The sequence below is a fragment of the Sulfuricurvum sp. genome (assembly GCF_028688295.1).
Lineage (GTDB): Bacteria > Campylobacterota > Campylobacteria > Campylobacterales > Sulfurimonadaceae > Sulfuricurvum.
Genome location: NZ_JAQTYM010000011.1, coordinates 19,828 through 38,741, shown reverse-complemented (window position 1 = coordinate 38,741; position 18,914 = coordinate 19,828). Strand labels below are relative to the sequence as shown.

General features: G+C 44.2%; 15 protein-coding genes. 12 read left to right on the top strand and 3 right to left on the bottom strand.

Annotation, left to right across the window (positions count from 1 at the left end; translation table 11 throughout):
* Nucleotides 1–56 precede the first annotated feature (56 nt).
* A complete protein-coding gene (locus PHR02_RS04365) occupies nt 57–725 on the top strand; it encodes a response regulator transcription factor (RefSeq protein WP_299989474.1) in 669 nt (222 codons plus the stop codon).
* Nucleotides 712–1,983: an ArsS family sensor histidine kinase gene (locus tag PHR02_RS04360; protein ID WP_299989471.1), complete on the top strand. Its 1,272-nt coding sequence runs from the start codon at nt 712–714 to the stop codon at nt 1,981–1,983. Before PHR02_RS04365 ends, PHR02_RS04360 begins: the two co-directional genes overlap by 14 nt.
* Here PHR02_RS04360 and PHR02_RS04355 read toward each other — a convergent pair.
* Nucleotides 1,966–3,219, bottom strand: a complete 1,254-nt coding sequence (locus PHR02_RS04355) for an arsenic transporter (protein WP_299989468.1) — start codon at nt 3,217–3,219, stop codon at nt 1,966–1,968. The genes PHR02_RS04360 and PHR02_RS04355 overlap by 18 nt on opposite strands.
* Before the next feature lie 100 nt (nt 3,220–3,319).
* On the opposite strand from PHR02_RS04355, the gene PHR02_RS04350 reads away from it, so the two are divergent.
* The 6 genes from PHR02_RS04350 to PHR02_RS04325 are packed head-to-tail and all read left to right on the top strand — an operon-like array spanning nt 3,320 to nt 6,698.
* Nucleotides 3,320–3,643: a metalloregulator ArsR/SmtB family transcription factor gene (locus PHR02_RS04350; RefSeq protein WP_299989466.1), complete on the top strand. Its 324-nt coding sequence runs from the start codon at nt 3,320–3,322 to the stop codon at nt 3,641–3,643.
* Nucleotides 3,640–4,044 (top strand): arsenate reductase ArsC, encoded by a 405-nt coding sequence (locus PHR02_RS04345; protein WP_299989463.1) that lies wholly within the window; start codon nt 3,640–3,642, stop codon nt 4,042–4,044. The genes PHR02_RS04350 and PHR02_RS04345 overlap by 4 nt, the downstream gene beginning before the upstream one ends.
* 2 nt (nt 4,045–4,046) lie before the next feature.
* Nucleotides 4,047–4,997 (top strand): permease, encoded by a 951-nt coding sequence (locus PHR02_RS04340; RefSeq protein ID WP_299989460.1) that lies wholly within the window; start codon nt 4,047–4,049, stop codon nt 4,995–4,997.
* Nucleotides 4,998–5,005: 8 nt separating this feature from the next.
* Nucleotides 5,006–5,266: a hypothetical protein gene (locus PHR02_RS04335; protein ID WP_299989457.1), complete on the top strand. Its 261-nt coding sequence runs from the start codon at nt 5,006–5,008 to the stop codon at nt 5,264–5,266.
* Entirely contained in the window at nt 5,263–5,505 is a 243-nt protein-coding gene (locus tag PHR02_RS04330) for a thioredoxin family protein (protein ID WP_299989454.1), read from the top strand. The genes PHR02_RS04335 and PHR02_RS04330 overlap by 4 nt, the downstream gene beginning before the upstream one ends.
* A gap of 23 nt (nt 5,506–5,528) precedes the next feature.
* Nucleotides 5,529–6,698 carry an MFS transporter gene (locus tag PHR02_RS04325; protein WP_299989451.1) on the top strand — a complete coding sequence of 390 codons (1,170 nt, stop codon included), beginning with the start codon at nt 5,529–5,531 and terminating at the stop codon, nt 6,696–6,698.
* A gap of 12 nt (nt 6,699–6,710) precedes the next feature.
* Here the strand turns inward: PHR02_RS04325 and PHR02_RS04320 are convergent, their stop codons facing one another.
* Nucleotides 6,711–8,201, bottom strand: coding sequence for a SulP family inorganic anion transporter (locus PHR02_RS04320; protein ID WP_366141162.1), 1,491 nt, complete (start codon nt 8,199–8,201; stop codon nt 6,711–6,713).
* Between the two features lie 189 nt (nt 8,202–8,390).
* Here PHR02_RS04320 and PHR02_RS04315 point away from each other — a divergent pair, with 189 nt between their 5' ends.
* Nucleotides 8,391–10,067: a SulP family inorganic anion transporter gene (locus PHR02_RS04315; protein WP_299989445.1), complete on the top strand. Its 1,677-nt coding sequence runs from the start codon at nt 8,391–8,393 to the stop codon at nt 10,065–10,067.
* An 8-nt stretch (nt 10,068–10,075) separates the two neighbouring features.
* Here PHR02_RS04315 and PHR02_RS04310 read toward each other — a convergent pair whose 3' ends face one another.
* A complete protein-coding gene (locus PHR02_RS04310; protein ID WP_299989442.1) occupies nt 10,076–12,589 on the bottom strand; it encodes a cation-transporting P-type ATPase in 2,514 nt (837 codons plus the stop codon).
* 299 nt (nt 12,590–12,888) lie between these two features.
* Between PHR02_RS04310 and PHR02_RS04305 the strand changes: the two genes are divergently transcribed.
* From PHR02_RS04305 to PHR02_RS04295, 3 genes are read left to right on the top strand one after another with little or no spacing between them, the layout of a single operon-like run.
* Nucleotides 12,889–13,608: a PAS domain-containing protein gene (locus PHR02_RS04305; RefSeq protein WP_299989440.1), complete on the top strand. Its 720-nt coding sequence runs from the start codon at nt 12,889–12,891 to the stop codon at nt 13,606–13,608.
* Nucleotides 13,609–13,611: 3 nt separating this feature from the next.
* On the top strand, nt 13,612–16,812 hold the full coding sequence (locus PHR02_RS04300) for a CheR family methyltransferase (RefSeq protein WP_299989438.1): 3,201 nt from the start codon (nt 13,612–13,614) through the stop codon (nt 16,810–16,812).
* Nucleotides 16,805–18,880 (top strand): EAL domain-containing protein, encoded by a 2,076-nt coding sequence (locus PHR02_RS04295; RefSeq protein WP_299989434.1) that lies wholly within the window; start codon nt 16,805–16,807, stop codon nt 18,878–18,880. The genes PHR02_RS04300 and PHR02_RS04295 overlap by 8 nt, the downstream gene beginning before the upstream one ends.
* The last annotated feature ends 34 nt before the right edge of the window (nt 18,881–18,914 follow it).

The window sequence follows — 18,914 nt, the reverse complement described above, 5'->3', positions numbered from 1 at the left end:
GCCCCTCTTGGGCATGTGTTACTTACTTGTTACTTTTGCCCCGTTATAATCGCTTTATGATAAATGTTTTAATGATTGAAGATGATATCGAACTCGCACAACTGTTAAAGGGACGTTTAGTCAAAGATAATATCGATGTAACTATCACGACAACACCACTGGAAGGGTTAAGCCTCTTTCAAAAACAACATTTTGATCTTTTAGTCCTCGATCTCTCACTGCCACAGATGGATGGGATGGAGATTTGCCGCCTGATTCGCCAAGAGAGCTCGATCCCGATCATCATCTCTTCTGCTCGCTCTGACATACGGGATAAAATGATGGGATTTGCACGCGGAGCAGATGATTATCTCCCAAAACCCTACGATCCGCAAGAGCTTATTGTCCGAATCGATGCGATTTTGCGACGCCTCCATCCGACCATGCCCAAAGCACTCACCCCCTTTGAGGTCGATGATGAACGTCATGAGATTACACGACACGGTGCATACCTGCGTCTTAGCCAAGCTGAATACGATATCGTCGCTTACATGATCCAAAAAGACCGCACCGTTATCTCACGCGAAGAGCTACTATTGAGTATTGGATCGATCAAATATGAGAGCAGTCTCAAAAGTATTGATGTTATCATGGGACGAATCCGTCAAAAAATCGGCGACGACACTAAAAATCCCCGTTATATCGTATCGGTTCGGGGTGTAGGATATAAATTTGTTAATCAATAATCACTCCATTATTCGCCTCATTATCTTCTTTTTTCTACTGATATTTGCCTTGATAAACGGGCTTTTTTGGATTGCTCAACAACATTTCTCCAAAGAACAAATAGCGGATCGAATGCAACGATTTGCGCTAGCAGATAGGCTCATCCACCATCAAAAGGGCAATTTTGACTCAGAATTAAAACAGTTAATGATAATACCCTCATCATACTCTTCAGAAATATTGCGTACTAAAGGGGAATCTTTAGTATCCTTCCCTTTTGGCAAAATGATGCGCTATGATAACAAGATCTATTTCATAAAATTTCCTCCCCCTGATTTTAAATTTGGTAGACCGCCACCGATGATGGGGGATTCAAAATTTCTGCCGCCACCACTACCATTTCCTTTTACCACGATTGTTCTGCAAGATTTGAAAGAATACTCGTCATGGAAAATTTGGGGGATATTTGTCGCGATTGATATACTTGTTTTGCTCTTTTTTCTCTATCTATTGCGTAAACTTACCCCCCTGCATCGTCTCAAAGATGCCATTATAAATTTCAAAGAGGGCGATACCCGTCTTAAAATGTCTAGTGATGGAAAAGACGAGATTTCTCAGATCACCCGCGAATTTAATCTGGTCTTAGAAAAAATAGCGGCCATGAAAGAAGCGCGTTCCCTGTTTTTACGTAATATTCTACATGAGTTAAAAACCCCGATTATGAAAGGCTCCCTTACCACCGACTGTATTGGTGAATCAGCAGAGCAAGAGCGGTTAAAACGGATTTTTAATCGGATGAGTTATCTCTTGGATGAGTTTTCAAAAATGGAGCAATTTAGCAGTGGGGAGTGGCATCTTAATAGACGAGAGTACCGTTTCGTCGATATCCTCGATCATACGTGTGATATTTTGCTGTGTGACAAAAAAAATATTACCATCAAAGGGGAAAACTCCGATTTGATGATCAACGCCGATTTCCAGCTTTTCTCCATTGCCCTCAAAAATCTTCTCGACAACGCACTCAAATACTCCAACTCGAAACCGACTCTGATTATATTGTCACACAGTATTGAAGTATGCAGTATCGGAGATCCGATCCCTGATGAAAACCGAGTTTTTTCCAAGCCGTTTAACCGTACCTATGAGGGATCAGAAAGTGGATTAGGATTGGGACTTTACATCACCTATTCTATCCTCAACAAACACGGCTATACGCTGGAATATCAGCATGCATCGGGGCTGAACTGTTTTAGGATCGTTCTAAATCAATCCAATTAATGCTACAAGCAGTACAGGAGGGGTAATCACCAGCCCTACTTTCATATACTCGCCCCATCCGATTTTGACCCCTTTTTGCGCCAAAACATGGAGCCAAAGAAGGGTTGCAAGTGATCCGATCGGGGTCATTTTTGGTCCGAGGTTGCATCCGATGATGTTGGCATACGCCAATGCACTGTTCCCTGCTTCGGCAATCGCGATGTCCATGATCATAACGGTCGGCATGTTGTTCATCACCGAGCTGAGGATGGCGGAGAGGAATCCCGTGCCGATCACGGCATAGACGTTACCCATGCTCTGAAGCTCCATAATCACCCCTGCGAGATACGTCGTCAACCCGCCGTTTTTCAGACCGTAGACGACGACGTAAAGACCGATGCTGAACCACACGACCTGCCACGGTGCCGCTTTGATTGTCATGATTGGCTTGGTCGCCTTGAAATACGTCGCGATGGCTAGGAAGACCAAAGCGCCGCCGAGGGCGAAGACCGAGATAGGGAGATGATACGCATCCCCGATAAAATACCCCACCATCAGTAATCCCAAGAACCACCAGCTGAGGCGGAACATCGTTATGTTTTTAATCGCGCTCTCAGGTGTGGCAAGATTGTCGATATTGATTTGTGTAGGGATGTCTTTACGGAAAAAGAGCCACAATACGACGATAGAAGCGATGATACTGAGGAGATTCGGGAGGAACATCGTCCGTGCGTATTCCCAGAATCCGAGTCCAAAATACCCCGCCGTCACGATGTTAGTGAGGTTAGAGATGACGAGAGGATTGGAAGCACTGTCGCCGATAAATCCTCCCGCCATCAAAAATGCGAACATCGCAACGGGATTGAGCTTGAGATATTTCATCTTGGCCAAAATGATCGGGGTGAGGATCAGCGCTGCCCCGTCGTTGGCGAAAAATGCCGCTACTAATGCTCCTAGAATCATCATATAGATAAACATAAGATTTCCGTTACCTTTCGACAAACGAACCATCTTGAGTGCCGCCCATTCGAAGAAGCCGATCTCATCGAGTACCATAGAGAGGATGATAATACCGATAAAGGCAAGTGTCGCATCCCAGACGATGGAGGTGACCGTCCACACATCGGCTAAACTCACGACTCCGAGGATCACAGCCACAATGGCACCCACTACCGCCGTGGTACCGATCTGCAATCCTCGCGGCTGCCAAATAATAAAAACAAGGGTAACTAAAAAGAGCGAAACCGCTAAAATCATAGTGTTCTCCAAAAACAGATGGGGAAATTGTATCACAATATCAATATATCTTGATATATTATTTTTATTTCGTTACACTTTCACAAATCGGAGGTAACGCATGGATATCTTTTTAGAAACCGTATCGGCACTTAACGATGAAACCCGTATCAAACTCCTCGCTTTTTTAGATAAACACGGACCACTGTGTGTCTGTGATCTCCAAGAGAGTTTTGGGATGATTCAATCGCGTCTTTCACGCCATTTGAAAATCCTCAAAGAGGGAGGATTTTTACGGGTGGATCGGTGCGGTACGTGGGCTTATTATTCTTTGCGTTCTCCGTTGGATCGTTTCCGAAGCGAAGCGCTGGCTGAAATCCGTTGTTTGGAAATTGAACTTCCCCCATTACAAAAATTATCAGAAACTGGAGAGTGTAAATTATGAAAAATGTCCTTATCCTCTGTACCGGCAACAGCTGCCGATCCATCATGGGTGAAGCCCTTATCAATGCGAAAATGGGAGATTGTGTATTTGCGCAAAGCTCAGGGGTGAAAGCCAGCGGAAAAGTCAACCCCAACGCCCAAGCACTGTTGGAAGAAAAAGGGTACTGGAGAGACGAATACCACTCCAAAGTGATCGACACGGTGATCGAAACAGCGTTCGATCTCGTTGTCACCGTCTGCGATCACGCGCATGAGACCTGCCCGATGTTTCCAAAGGCCGTTAAAACGATCCATGTAGCGTTTGAAGACCCAAGCGGTAAAGAAGTGGAAGAGTATGCAAAAACGCTTGCTCTCATCGAAGAGACCCTTTTGCCGATTATCCAATCCGAGTTGTGTGACTGATTATGTGGCAAGAGAGCGTCAACGTCCTCGTATATGAATGGCTGAAAATGCCTCAAGGCGAGAAGCTCTCGGATGCCCTCAACTTTTTTATCTACGATACGGTTAAAATCCTCTTTTTACTCATTGTTATTATTTTTATCGTAACTTTGCTGCGTTCTTATTTCTCCACCGAAAAAGTACGAGTGTATCTCAGTAAAAAGCACGAGTATACGGGGAATGTCCTTGCGGCATTGTTCGGGATTATTACCCCCTTTTGTTCTTGTTCGGCAATTCCCCTCTTTTTGGGCTTTTTGCAAGCACGGATACCGCTTGGGGTGACGTTTAGCTTTCTCATCTCCGCTCCGCTCAACAACGAAATCGCCATCGCGATGCTCTTTGGCATATTTGGCTGGAAAGTGACGGCACTTTATATCGGATTTGGTCTTCTCGTCGCTATTGTCGGCGGTATCGTTATCGGAAGACTTGGATTAGAGAAAGAAGTTCTCATTGAGGTCAAACCTATAGAGGGGGAGATTAAAGCGGAAGAACAAAAAATTGCCTTTGATACACGTTTGAGAGAGGCTTGGGAGTATACTTTCGATATTCTCCATAAAATCTGGCTCTATGTTTTAATCGGTGTCGGTGCGGGTGCCTTTATCCACGGCTATGTTCCGACTGAGTTTATCACCTCTATCGCGGGAGCGGACAATCCGTTTGCCGTACCTCTCGCGACACTGCTCGGAGTTCCAATGTACTCCAACGCCGCAGGGGTAATGCCCCTCATCGAAGTTCTCACTTCCAAAGGTATGCTGTTGGGTACGGCATTATCGTTTATGATGGCGATCACCGCCCTCTCCCTCCCCGAAGCGATGATTCTCAAACGGGTTATGAGCCTCAAACTCATCGCCATCTTTTTCGGTACCGTGACGCTGGGGATTATGGGCGTCGGATATTTATTTAATGCCATTTTATAGGAGATAATATGAAAATCGAAATGATGAACCATACAGGCGGAGTCAAAGCCTTTCTCGGTGGTTTTAGCACCGAAGAGCTCAGTGCAAAAATCGAAGCGTGCCAGAGCGGTCAATGTGAGTGTGCATGTGATCCCGCGATCATGCAAAAAATCGAGGGGATTGAACTCTCTACGGTCGAAGGCGGCTCGACGATCACCATTACAGGTGATGTCAATGCTGAAACCTTAGCACCGATGATGCAAGAGTGTCTTATAGGAGAAAAACAATGAAAATCGAAATTTTAGGTACGGGATGTACTAAATGCAAAGCCCTCGAAGAGGCAACGAAACAAGCAGTAGCACAAAGCGGTAAATTCGCTCAAATCGAAAAGGTCGAAGACATTATGAAGATCATGGAATACAATGTCATGAGCACCCCAGGGCTTGTTATCGACGGTAAAGTCGTGAGTACCGGAAAACTCCTCAGTGTCGCCGAAATCATCGATCTGATTAAATCGCAATATCTTTAAATCGGTACTGCTATAATTAGTGGATGAAAATCCGCTCACTTAACCGTAATATCATCGCACTCGGAGCCAATAGTTTCTTCACCGATTTCTCGACCGAGATGATTCTCCCCCTCCTCCCCATCTTTTTGGAACGGTTCCTTCATGCCTCTAAAAGTGAAATCGGTCTGATCGAAGGTACAGCGGAGCTGGGGGTTGCACTGCTGATTGCATTATCAGGATTTTATTCTGACCGCTTGGGTAAGCGTAAAGGATTAACACTGCTCGGGTATGGCCTCTCCAACCTCATCAAACCCCTCGCCTTTTTTGCCCAAAGTGCTACGATGATCGCCGCTATCCGAATCGGAGACCGCCTCTCAAAAGGGATACGGGTCGCTCCGCGCGATGCTCTGATCAGTGCTTCCACCCCTAAAGCAATCAGCGGATTCGTATTTGGATTTCACAAAATGATGGACGGTGCCGGAGCGTTGGCGGGGGCACTCACCGCTTTTGGTGTTTTGTGGTATTTGGGTGAGAGCGAATCCTCTTTTAGAACTGTCTTTGCTATTAGTCTGATTCCCGGACTTATCTCGATGGCGATTCTCATTTTTCTCGTCACCGATACTCCTTTTGAACCTTCAAAGAGCCGATTTGTTCCCAAAGCTCTCCCTGCTCCATTTTATTGGCTCGTATTATTTCAGAGTCTCTTTAGCCTCGTAGCAATGAACTATTCATTTATGCTCCTAAAAGCTGAGAGTAATGGCCTTGCACTGGTGATGATTCCACTTGCCTACGCGCTCTATAATCTTACTCAATCTCTCTTCGCCATCCCGATCGGAAGATTAGCCGACCGTATCGGAAAAGGGGTCCTATTGTCTGCCGTCTATATCGCATTTGGTTTGGGTGCGCTGGCAATGACGCTGGGAACATCATGGGCTATTTGGGTGGGGTTTGGAATCTACGGTTTTTTTGCTGCCGGTTTTAACGCACTGGCCAAAGCCATCATCTCAGATTCCGCACCGATGGAGTTCAAAGCGACTGCCTATGGGATATACTATACGGCTGTCGGGATAGCAACTTTTATTTCATTAGTACTCGGAGGTATCATTTGGGATTCCTACGGAAGTACTCTTCTTTTTATGATTGCTTCCGTAGCTGCCATTACACTTGGTATGGTACTGTATTTCATGAGATATCGATTACTCCACACGGATTAAAAAATAACCGGATTAATGGCCCCCCATCATTTTCTCAATCTCTGAGGGTTTATCGTGAACACCGAAACGATCGATGATCGTCTGAGTCGCTTCATTCTGTCCGATCACTTCTACCTCTTTACCCATTGTACGCAATTTAATGACCGCTTTATCGAGGGCATACACGGCAGATATATCCCAAAAGTGGGCACGTGTAACGTCGATTACGACATTTTTAACCTCTTCTTTGTAATCAAACGCATCGGCAAAACGATCTGCGGAGTTAAAAAAGATTTGTCCGACAAATTTATAGATTCTTGTACTGCTCGTCTCTTCGAACGATTTGTCCCAATACATCAAGTGGCTGATTTTATTGGCAAAAAAGAGTGATGCCAAAAGAACGCCGGTAAATACACCTAGAGCGAGGTTATGGGTCCCTACGACCACAAAAACAGTTGAGAGCATTACGATATTGGTCGATAATGGCAAGGTTTTCAGCCCTTTGATAGAGGCCCAATTAAAGGTTCCGATAGAAACCATAATCATTACCGCTACGAGTGCCGCCATCGGGATGATGGAGATCAGATCAGACATAAAAACAACCATGATGAGGAGCAATACACCCGCAATAAGGGTAGAAAGTCTCCCTCGACCACCGGATTTGATATTAATAACCGACTGACCGATCATCGCACATCCCGCCATTCCCCCCATACATCCGCTGGCGATGTTAGCGATCCCCTGCCCTTTGGCTTCGCGGTTTTTATCGCTGTCGGTATCGGTCATATCGTCGATGATCGTGGCCGTCATAAACGATTCGAGTAGCCCCACTGCCGCTAGTGCCACAGAGTAGGGAAAAATGATCGAGAGGGTTTCAAAGTTTAGCGGAACGTCAGGCCAGAGAAAAAGAGGAAGCGTATCAGGAAGCGCTCCCATGTCACCGACCGTGCGAACATCAATCCCCATAGCTACAGTAACAGCGGTCAATACGACGATTGTAACAAGTGGTGAGGGGATTAGTTTTCCGATTGTAGGGATGTAGGGAAAAAGGTAGATGATCCCTAGCCCCGCCGCCGTTAGCGCATAAACGTACCATGTAACATTAGTCAACTCAGGAAGCTGAGCCATAAAGATCAAAATCGCTAATGCGTTCACGAACCCGATCACAACAGTACGGGAGACGAAACTCATAAGGACACCGAGTTTGATATACCCAGCAAATATCTGCAATACTCCCGTCAACAATGTTGCCGCCATCAGATATTGCAACCCGTGCTCTTTTACGAGGGTTACCATAAGCAATGCCATAGCCCCCGTTGCGGCGGAGATCATCCCCGCGCGGCCACCGACGAATGCGATGACCGTCGCGATACAAAACGAAGCATACAGCCCCACTTTTGGATCAACCCCTGCAATGATCGAAAACGCAATCGCTTCGGGGATGAGGGCAAGAGCAACGACGATTCCGGCGAGGATATCGCCGCGAATATTGCCGAACCACTCTTGCTTAGGGGATAAAATCAGCATAGTAACTCCATTTTAAAATCACTGTACAACATCCATTCCATGTGATATAAAGGCCTAAACAACGAAACAGGGAATTTCGAAAATGTGGCAGAACAAGAGGGATAGTGACAGTTTGAATCTTGAAATTTTACTTAAAAATAGTTGAAGAGTCACTAAAAGTGCTAAACTTACAAAATAATTTTAATTTTGAAAGATTTATCAATGCTTCGCTCGATTCACGACTCCCTAGAGCCGAAACTTGTCACCCTTTTTAAACGTCAAGGATACAGCCGTTCTGATTTCATCGCTGATTCGATTGCAGGATTAGCGGTAGCGATTGTCGCCCTGCCGCTAGCCATGGCGATTGCTATCGCTTCGAATCTCCCCCCTGAGCGTGGACTCTTTACCGCCATCGTAGCCGGTTTTTTAATCTCAGCACACGGTGGCAGCCGCTATCAGATCGGGGGGCCTACAGCGGCCTTTATCGTCACCGTCGCGACCGTCGCTATGAAGCATGGCTACGAGGGACTGGTACTAGCAACCATCATGGCGGGGATCATCTTGATGATCATGGCATTTGTACGCGCCGGAGAGTTGATTAAATTTATCCCCTACCCTGTTATCGTTGGGTTTACTTCAGGGATCGCCTTACTCATCGCATTTTCACAGATTCGTGATTTTTTTGGCCTCTCCATCACCACCGTTCCCCCTGATTTTATCGATAAACTCTACGTTTATCTCGCTCATCTGGGTGAGACCAATGTTATAGCCGTAATCCTCGCCCTTTCGTCTATCGGTATTATCGTACTGGCAAAACAACATATCCCTCGTATCCCCGGTCCCATTATCGTCGTTACCCTCAGTGCGCTCGCCGTTTGGGCACTTAATTTACCCGTTGAGACGATAGAGAGCCGCTTTGGCTCCATACCCTCTATGCTCCCTACACCGGTATGGCCACAGATCACGTTCGATAAACTTCGGCTTTTACTCCCTGATGCGATCACGATTGCCACTCTTGCGGCTATCGAGTCACTCCTCTCAGCCGTTGTCGCCGATGGAATGACCGGTACACGCCACAAATCCAATGCCGAGCTTTTAGGGCAAGGGATTGCCAATGTTGCTTCAGGAGTTTTCGGCGGTCTTCCCGCTACCGGAGCCATCGCCCGTACCGCTACCAACATAAAAGCCGGGGCACGCACTCCGGTGGCGGGGATAATGCACGCAGTATGGCTCTTTATCTTTATGCTCCTTTTAGCCCCGCTTATTATAAAAGTCCCCCTCGCCGCACTCGCCGCGATTTTGATGGTGGTAGCGTGGAATATGTCCGAAATCAAACATATCCGTGAGATTATGCACGCTCCGAGAACCGACCGCATTGTCTTGATCGTTACGTTTTTATTGACGGTACTGGTTGATTTGAACTTTGCGATACAAGCGGGGATTGCCCTCGCTTCGATTTTATTTATCGATCAAATGATGAAAGCGACCCATATCCGTGCGGTAGAGAGCGAAGAAAATGACCCTGATTCCATCCAACACAAAATAATACCCCAAGATGTCGAAGTGTATGAGATACAAGGGCCCCTGTTCTTCGGTGTCGCAGAAAAACTGATCGATACTCTCGCGTTGTTCGAAAAGCCCTCCAAAGTTTTCATTTTGCGGATGCGTTATGTTCCTCTGATCGATGCGGCGGGATTGCATGCTCTGGAAGTACTCCACCAACGGCTTCATGAAAAAAATACCTCTTTAATTCTCTCCGGTGTCAATGCGCAAGTGCGAAAATTTATCGAAAAATCGCACATTGATGAGCATATCGGAAAAGAAAATATCGTCGATCATATCGATAAAGCATTGATACGCGCAGGAATTATTTTAAAAACATAAAATTTTAACTACTTCTTGCGACTGTATTCCACCCATTTATATCCCTCTTCTAAAGCAAAAATTGCCAACAAAGCCATCGCGACAAATCCCATCATCTCAGCAGTAGGGGTGATGACATGGAACCATTCAGGCAACACAAACAAAGCAATACTTTGCAACACCACACCAATCGATATACCAACCCAGAGCCAAGGGTTGATGCTAAAGCTGCGGCGAATGTTTTTCAAGAATGGTTCTGATTCTTTTTGAATTAAAATCGCATTAACCCATTGCGCGGCAACAACCGTCGTAAACGTCATCGTAATCGCTTCAGTGTAAGAGTAGTTATGATCCAACAAATAGACAAATAGTGCCATCGTCACCGAAGCGGTTACTACTGCGAACCATCCCAGACGAAGCATCATCGGACGATCAAAAAACTGTTTATCCATCGATCGGACTTTTCGTTTCATAACGTTCCCCTCTTCATCACACATGGCAAACGTTTTATCGCAAACCCCGTCGGTAACGACGTTGATCCAAAGAATTTGGGTGGGATGCAGTGGTAGGGGAAATGCCATTAAAATCGCCATGCTAATGAGGATGATTTCTCCCAAACTGGTTGATAGGAGATAAAACAATACTTTTCTAAGATTATCGGCAATAACCCTACCTTGGCGTATTGCGTCGATAATGACCCCCAGATTATTATCAACAAGAACCATTTTAGAAGAGGCCTTTGCCGCTTCGCTTCCATTTCCCATAGCGATTCCCAAATCGGCTGCTTTGAGTGCGGGGACATCGTTAACCCCATCTCCGGTAACGGCTACAATATTCCCTTGTTTTTGAAGCAGCTGAACAATACGGTATTTGTTTTCAGGCATAGCGCGTGCAATGAGCGAAGTGTGTTCCAGCTGTGCTTGAAGCTCTTCATCACTGAGGGTATCAATCTCTGAACCTGTAAGGACTTTTTTTCCTTTACGCTCTAATCCTATCTCTTCCGCAATGACACTGGCGGTGATCGGATTATCTCCGGTGATCATGATGATCCGTATTCCTGCTTCTCTTGCCAGTGCAATCGCTTGAGCCGCGTCAGCTTTTGGACGATCGGCAAAGGCGATCAATCCCACAATGCGAACCGGTGCGTTTTCGGGTACCTCCCAATGGTGTTCACTCACACCAAAGGCAAGAACACGAAGCCCTAAGGAGGCCATGGTGTCGTGCCCCTCTTGAAGCTGTTTTCGCTCCTCTTCACTGTTCGTAGCGAGAGAAAGGAGTGTTTCGTAGGCACCTTTGATGTAGAGTTTTTGGGTATCATCGATTTGATTGACCGTTGCCATCATCCGTGTGGTAGCATCAAACGGATGATCGAAAATCCGTTTGTAGGTATGTTGAATCGTGGCAAAATCTTCATTGAGCCATTTTTCCAGAGCAATATCGATACTGTCCCCTTTGCCATCATGTGCGTCGTTACACAATGCGGCACATCGGTACAGTTCCTCCTTGTCAATCGGAAGTGTTTCTTTGACCGACAAAATCCCCTCGGTGATGGTTCCTGTTTTATCGGTCGCGATTAGCGTGGTGCTCCCGAGCGATTCTACGGAGGGGAGATGGCGAACCAGTACTTTGTGTTTGCTGAGGCGAAAGGCTCCGATCGCGAGGATGAGGGTGATAACTATCGGCAGACCTTCAGGAACCGCTGAGACGAGTTGGGCGATTAAAAAAGAGATCATCTCTTCATAACTGCGCCCTTGAAAAATCGAAATGATTCCTAAGAAGGTAAGGATAGCAAGGATCGCGACCAATAACTGCTTTGAGAAATGGCGCATTGATCGGGTAAGCGGAGATTCTGGAGAACGTTGCTGTGCTGCTTCGGCAATCTTAGCGATTTCAGTGAACGAGCCGGTCGCATAGACGAGGGCAACCGTTTTACCACGTAAAATCGACGAACCGGAAAAAAGGGTGTTCTCCCGTTCATACAAAGGAGCATCCGATAAGACAAGAGCATCAGCACTCTTTTCACACGGGAGAGATTCTCCGGTGAGAAGTGCTTCATCTACTTCAAGGGCATACGATTCGATCAAGCGTACATCTGCGGGTACCAAATCGCCCTCACCCAAGAAGATTACATCACCGGGGACAAGCGTATGTGCAGGGAGCGTGGTTTCGATACCGTTACGCAATACCCGTACATGATTCTCGGTCAAACGTTGCAAAGACCGAATAGAGGTTTCCGCTTTCAACTCCTGATAAAATCCCAATAAAGAATTAATGATCAAAATCGCGATGATAATAATCCCGTCTTTGGTGTGCCCCATACCGAAACTAATGGCTCCGGCAACAATCAAAATAAGGACGATGGGACTAGCGAATTGCCCCAAGAGCATGGCGATCTTCGATCGCTCTTCAGACATCAACGAGTTGGGTCCGAAATGGGCGTAGCGTTTGTCCGCTTCATACGCCGCTAACCCCTCTTTGGATGTTTCTAGTATTTCAAAAAGGCGTTCTGGCGATTCAGTCCAAGGCGTTCGAATATCCTGCATGGTGTAACCTTCCCATCAAATGAACTCTCTATCCTATACCAATTTTATAAACAGATAGTCGGATTTCATCCTGTATCAAGTAAAATGCAACTTATTATCATTGAAACAGAATATTTTTTTGCTAACGATTATTGTCGTCACCCTTTTATGGTTGAAAATGAGATTATGAACCAGCAAGTCTCTCAAATTATGGGAAATTGAGACGCTACGTCTATTATTCCTCTCTTTCAAATAGAGGTTTAACGATTAGTTATGAAATAAAGACACTTTAAAGATACTTTTGTAATACAATTGAGATCATGAATGAAACTTTACTCATCAAATTGTCAAAAAATTGCTACTGGGACCCTAAAACGCTTGCTGTATTGCAAGATAATCATCCTGTAGCATTGACCTCGAATATGACGACACTCTTAAAACTTTTTATTGAGCATTACGATAGACCGATAAGCAGTGTTGATATTTTTTTTCATATTTGGGACGATTACGATAAAGAGTTTAATCCTAAACATATTCGTAATTTGATCAGTAACATCCGCAAACGGCTCCCTTGTTTGATGATCAATAATTATTATGGGGGACATTATGTCCTTAAAAAGTTTAGAGATAACATACCGGACATCACTGACTATGTCCTAGAAATTTTGGACCAAGCTAAAAATGGTTTGACCATCTCTGATCCTAATCAGCCCGACAACCCTATTATCTTTGTTAATGAGGCGTTTACCGACTTGTTCGGCTACACTGCCGAAGAGGTGATCGGTCGCAACTGCCGTTTTTTACAAGGGGATGATCGAGATCAGACAGGGCTTGATGAAGTGCGCGAAGCCGTAAACAAACAGCAAGATGTCACCGTCACCCTACGCAACTACACCAAAAGCGGAGAGTTGATTTTTAATGAACTCACTATTAGCCCTATTTTCGACAAAAAAAATAATAAACTGAAGTATTTTTTAGGGGTTCAAAAAAATGTGACCGCTATACAAAAACTGATTCAACAAATCAAAAGGATGATTTAGACAATGCCAAAAGAGAAAAGTGTAGATCCCTATAAGAATTTGACGATTGTAGGGCTGGGCGCTAGCGCTGGAGGCTTTGAAGCACTTCAAAAATTTATCCAAAACATCGAACTCTCCGATAGAGTTACGTATGTCATTGTTCAACATCTCGACCCGAAACAACCAACATTACTAGGAACATTACTATCCCGTTTTTCAAAAATACCGATTACCCAAATCACGGATGGATTAGAACCTTTGGCAGATAATATCTACTATTGTCCCCCAAATTTTGATCTTTTAATTGAAAATGGGCATTTCATTCTTACCGCCCCCTCCATCAAACCCTATCCAAAACCCTCCGTTAACCGATTTTTAAAATCATTAGCCCTAGAGAAAAAAGATAAAGCAATCGGTATTATCCTCAGTGGTACGGGAAGTGATGGTGCAGAAGGGATCGTCGCTATTAAACAAAACGGCGGAATCGCCCTCGCAGAAAATGAAAACGCCAAATATTTTTCGATGCCAAAAGCAGCTATCGACACCCATGCCGTAGACGCCGTTCTCCCCTCAGAACTTTTAGCGCAGGGAATCACCTATGCGATTGATGATCCTAAATACTTTGACCGCCATTTTGATCTTTTAGACAATATTGACAAAATTTTTAAACTCCTGAACCAAAAAAGTGACGTCGATTTTAGCGACTACAAAGAAAACACGATCCATCGCCGCTTAGAGCGCCGAATCATCGATACGAAATCAGAAAGTGTGGACGATTACATCGATCTCCTCCAACGCTCCCCCGCCGAGATTTTAAAACTCAAAAAAGAGCTGCTCATCATCGTCACCTCTTTGTTTAGAGATAAAGAGGCATTTAAAGCGCTCGAAAAAGAGTTAGAAGCCCTCCTCCGAGAAAAACTCGATAACCACCTGCGTATTTGGATTGCGGCGTGTGCTACGGGAGAAGAGGCCTATTCGGTCGCTATCGTCGTAACAGAACTGTTAAAAAAGATGGAAATCACCAAAAAAGTGACCATTTTTGCGACTGATGTGAGTGAAGAGGCGATCGATGAAGCCCGTAACCGGAGCTTTAATGAAGAAGAAATTGCTGAAATAAATGCGCAGATCCTCACCGAGTATTTTGTCGAAAAAAATCATCGCTTTACCCCTACAAAAGCGATACGCGACATGATCGTTTTTTCAAAACACGATGTCATCAAAGACCCGCCGTTTCTCAATCTCGATCTCGTTAGTTGCCGCAATCTTTTGATCTATTTTAATGCAGAGCTTCAACATCGGGTTATCAGTATCTTCTCTTATGCGATGCGTTATCAGGGATTGATGTTTTTGGGACTCTCTGAGACAATCGGAAATCTCACCTCTATTTTTGCCATCATCGATAATAAACACAAAATTTATCGCAAATCGACCGACATGGGAAATGCCGATATCGATGCCCTCGCCTACTTTCAGCGAAAAGATATCCGACGCGGTACACGAAAGCTGCGGGATGAAGTGAACGTGCTGGATATCAATGTCTCGATAAACAGTGCCGTTTCAGGATACTTCGCACAAAACGGTGTGGTCGTCGATTCCAATGGGGGGATTTTGTTTTTCAAAGGGGAGAACAGCCATATCTCCCACCCAAGTGGTTTAGTGACCAACGAAATTTACAAACAAGTGAGTGATTTTCTCCGCCTCGATCTGCGTGCAACTCTCAACGAAGCAGTCAAAAATGAGTCCGTTGCGGTTTCCAAAAAAATCCGCATTCTCCCCCTCACCGATGATCGTATCTACATTATCATCACCGTATTTCCCCTTGGTCGCAATAAACTCGCCGAAAGCAGCTATTTTGTCACCTTCGAAGAGATTAATGAAACCGAGCGTTCTCCGCTTCTGTCGCATCAGATGCAAGCACACGACATCAATGATGTCAATATCCTCGAAAATGAGCTTACCGCTCTCAAAGAGCGTCTCCAAATCACCATCGAAGAGCTAGAAACTTCTAACGAAGAGCTTCAAAGTACTAATGAAGAGCTCCAAAGCACCAACGAAGAGCTCCAAAGTACCAATGAAGAGATGGAAACCTCTAACGAAGAGTTACAAAGTACGAACGAAGAACTCAGCACCGTTAACGATGAACTTCAACATAAAAACAAAGAGTTGGCGTTTGTCAATGAAGCGCTCAACCGAGTGGTCGAAGTGATCAATACCGATGTTTTGATTTTGGATAAAAATCTTGATCTCTTTCTCCATACCAAAGGGATGGAACGTTTTTTCCAAATCAACTACTCTCACAAAATCAACTTGAGTGAAATCGTCATCAATGCCCTCGTAACCATCCCGAACCTTTTTGATAACGTCAAAAGTGTCGTCCAAAACAAAACCGAGATTGAATACGATTTGATCATCGATAGCCGAATTTATTGGTTTCAAATCAAAGCGATCAATTTTACCACCGATGATTTCGGCGTCATTATCGGATTTACCGACAAAACTGATATTATCCGAAACCAAGAGCTGATGTTCCAGCAATCCAAACTCGCCAGTATGGGAGAGATGATCGGAAACATCGCCCATCAATGGCGTCAACCGCTCAACTCACTGGCCCTCAACCTTTTTGGGACCGAGAAAAAGTTTCGTGCGCACACTCTAAGCGAAGAGGTGTTTCACGATTTTGTCGAAGAGTCACAAAAAACCATCCAGCACATGTCACTCACCATCGATGATTTCCGCGATTTTTTCAATCCCAATAAAATGAAAAAAATGTTTCATCTCAACGCACTCATCAGTAAAACGATCTCTTTCGTCAACGACTCTTTTAAACAATCAGGGATCACGATTCTCCATGATGCAATGAATGATTGTGAGATTTATGGCTACGAAAATGAGTTTTCCCAAGTGCTTATCAATATTCTAAATAACTCTAAAGATGCCATCCTAAGCTCACAAAAAAGTGGAGGAACCATCCGTTTCAAAGTTGAAAAAAGTACCCAAAAAGTTACCATCTCCATCACCGATAACGGAGGGGGTGCTTCTGCTGAGATTATGAACCGTTTATTTGAGCCTTATTTCACCACCAAAGAGAAAAAAGAGGGGACAGGAATCGGTCTGTACATGTCAAAAATGATCATCGAAAACAGTATGGATGGCTCTATTGAGATGAAATCAATCAAAAATGGGATGAAAACTTCTATTACACTGCAAGTAGGTGCTAATGCTTAATTCCTTGATTCTTTTGTACATAGAAGACGACGAATCGACAATTAGCGCATTTATTAATGCCTTTGGCGATGAGTTTAAAACTATCCTTATTGGACGTAATGGAGAAGAAGGGCTTGCACTTTTCCAAAAACACTCACCGCATATGATTATCAGTGACCTTCAACTTCCAAAAATGAGTGGACTCGACATGATCGAAGAGATACGCAAGAGTGACGGGGCAATTCCGATCATCGTCAACTCTGCCTTTAGTGATACCAATCTCCTCTTACGAAGTATCGATTTACGTGTCGATAGTTATGTTCTCAAACCGACCAAACCTCATCAACTTCTAAGCGTAATGCACAAGGTAGCACGTATCAATGTTCTTGAAAACCTGTTAAAAACTTCCAAAGAGACGATGCAAACCATCATTGATGAAATCCCCGATCCTATTTTATACATTAAACCCGATTACACAGTACTAATGCTCAATAATGCTGCCAAAAAATTAAATCCAAATTTAACCAACGAGCAATCCACTAAATGCTACAGTCTCAACTATCATTTAAAACGTCCCTGTAACGAAGATGATCACGTATGCCCTATCCAACAGGTACAAACTTCTAAACAATCGATGACCGTTCGACAAATTCATCTAACCAAAAGTGGTGAAAAACGTCATATTGAGCTACATGTACGCCCAATTTTTGATGAAGATGGGGAAATTTCCGCTTATCTTGAAATCTCCCACGATATCACCGACTACATAACCATCCAAGATCAGCTTTTAGCCGAAACCGAAAAGCTTTCCCATATTTCGATGCACGATCCTCTCACTCAACTTCCGAATCGACGCCTTCTAAACGACCGAATCGAACAAACCATTCAACACAAGCATAGAAATAAAGAAATATTTGCACTGTTTTTTATCGATTTGGACCATTTTAAAGAGGTTAATGACTCGATGGGGCACCTAAGCGGTGATCAGCTTCTCATAGAGGTAGCCAAACGAATTAAAAAAGTAACACGCAAAGGGGATACCATCGCCCGTATCGGAGGGGATGAATTTGTGATGGTGATCGAAAACGGTTCAGACCTCTCTCATTTTGCTCAGGTCGCTGAAAAATTGAAAAAATTGTTTGAAACTCCATTTTTGATCGGTGGCAAAAAGATCTTTAGTGCATGCAGTATCGGTATCAGCGTCTATCCGAATGATGGAGAGAGCGCTGAAATTCTTTTGAGTAACGCAGATGCCGCGATGTACACCTCCAAAGAATCAGGGCGAAATAAATACCATTTTTACACACCACAGATGAGAGAACAAGTCTCCACCTATCTCCAAATCGGAAATGAGCTTAAAGAGGCAATTAAACACAATGAACTGATCCTATTCTATCAACCGCTGATTGATTCACAAAATAATCAGTGTCACTCTTTTGAAGCGTTGATCCGTTGGAACTCTCCTAAAAAAGGACTTATTGCACCTGATGATTTTCTCCCCATAGCCCATAAAGCAGGTTTAATGACCCAAATAGACGAGTGGGTTATCGCTACCGCTATCGATACGTTTATTACCCTCTCCCCTGCGTTCAAAGAGAATGGTTCAATTGCCGTTAATCTCACCGTAGATACTCTGTTAAAACCCTCGTTTGTTGAGTTTATTAGTAACACAATAAAAGCCAAAAAATTCAATCCTAAAAAACTGATTCTAGAGATTGTGGAAACATCATTAATGTTAGATCTTGTCGCTGCTAAAAAAGTGATTGGTGATTTACATCTCTTGGGGGTTAGAATTGCCATTGATGATTTTGGGACGGGATATTCCTCTTTGAGTTACATTTTAGAGCTCGATGTCGATATCCTAAAAATCGATCAATCGTTTATCCGCAAAATCGGAGTGGATGAGCGCGGTCCGATGCTCATTAAAAGTATTATAGCCCTCTCCAAAATTATTGATGTCACCATCGTTGCAGAAGGGGTCGAAACACTAGAGCAAAAAGAATTTTTGATTACACATGGAGTCGATGAACTTCAAGGATACTTATTTGCCAAACCGATGAAACAGAGTGATTTGATAGGTTTTATTTAACTTAACGATTAATCGCCATATCCACCCTACCAAT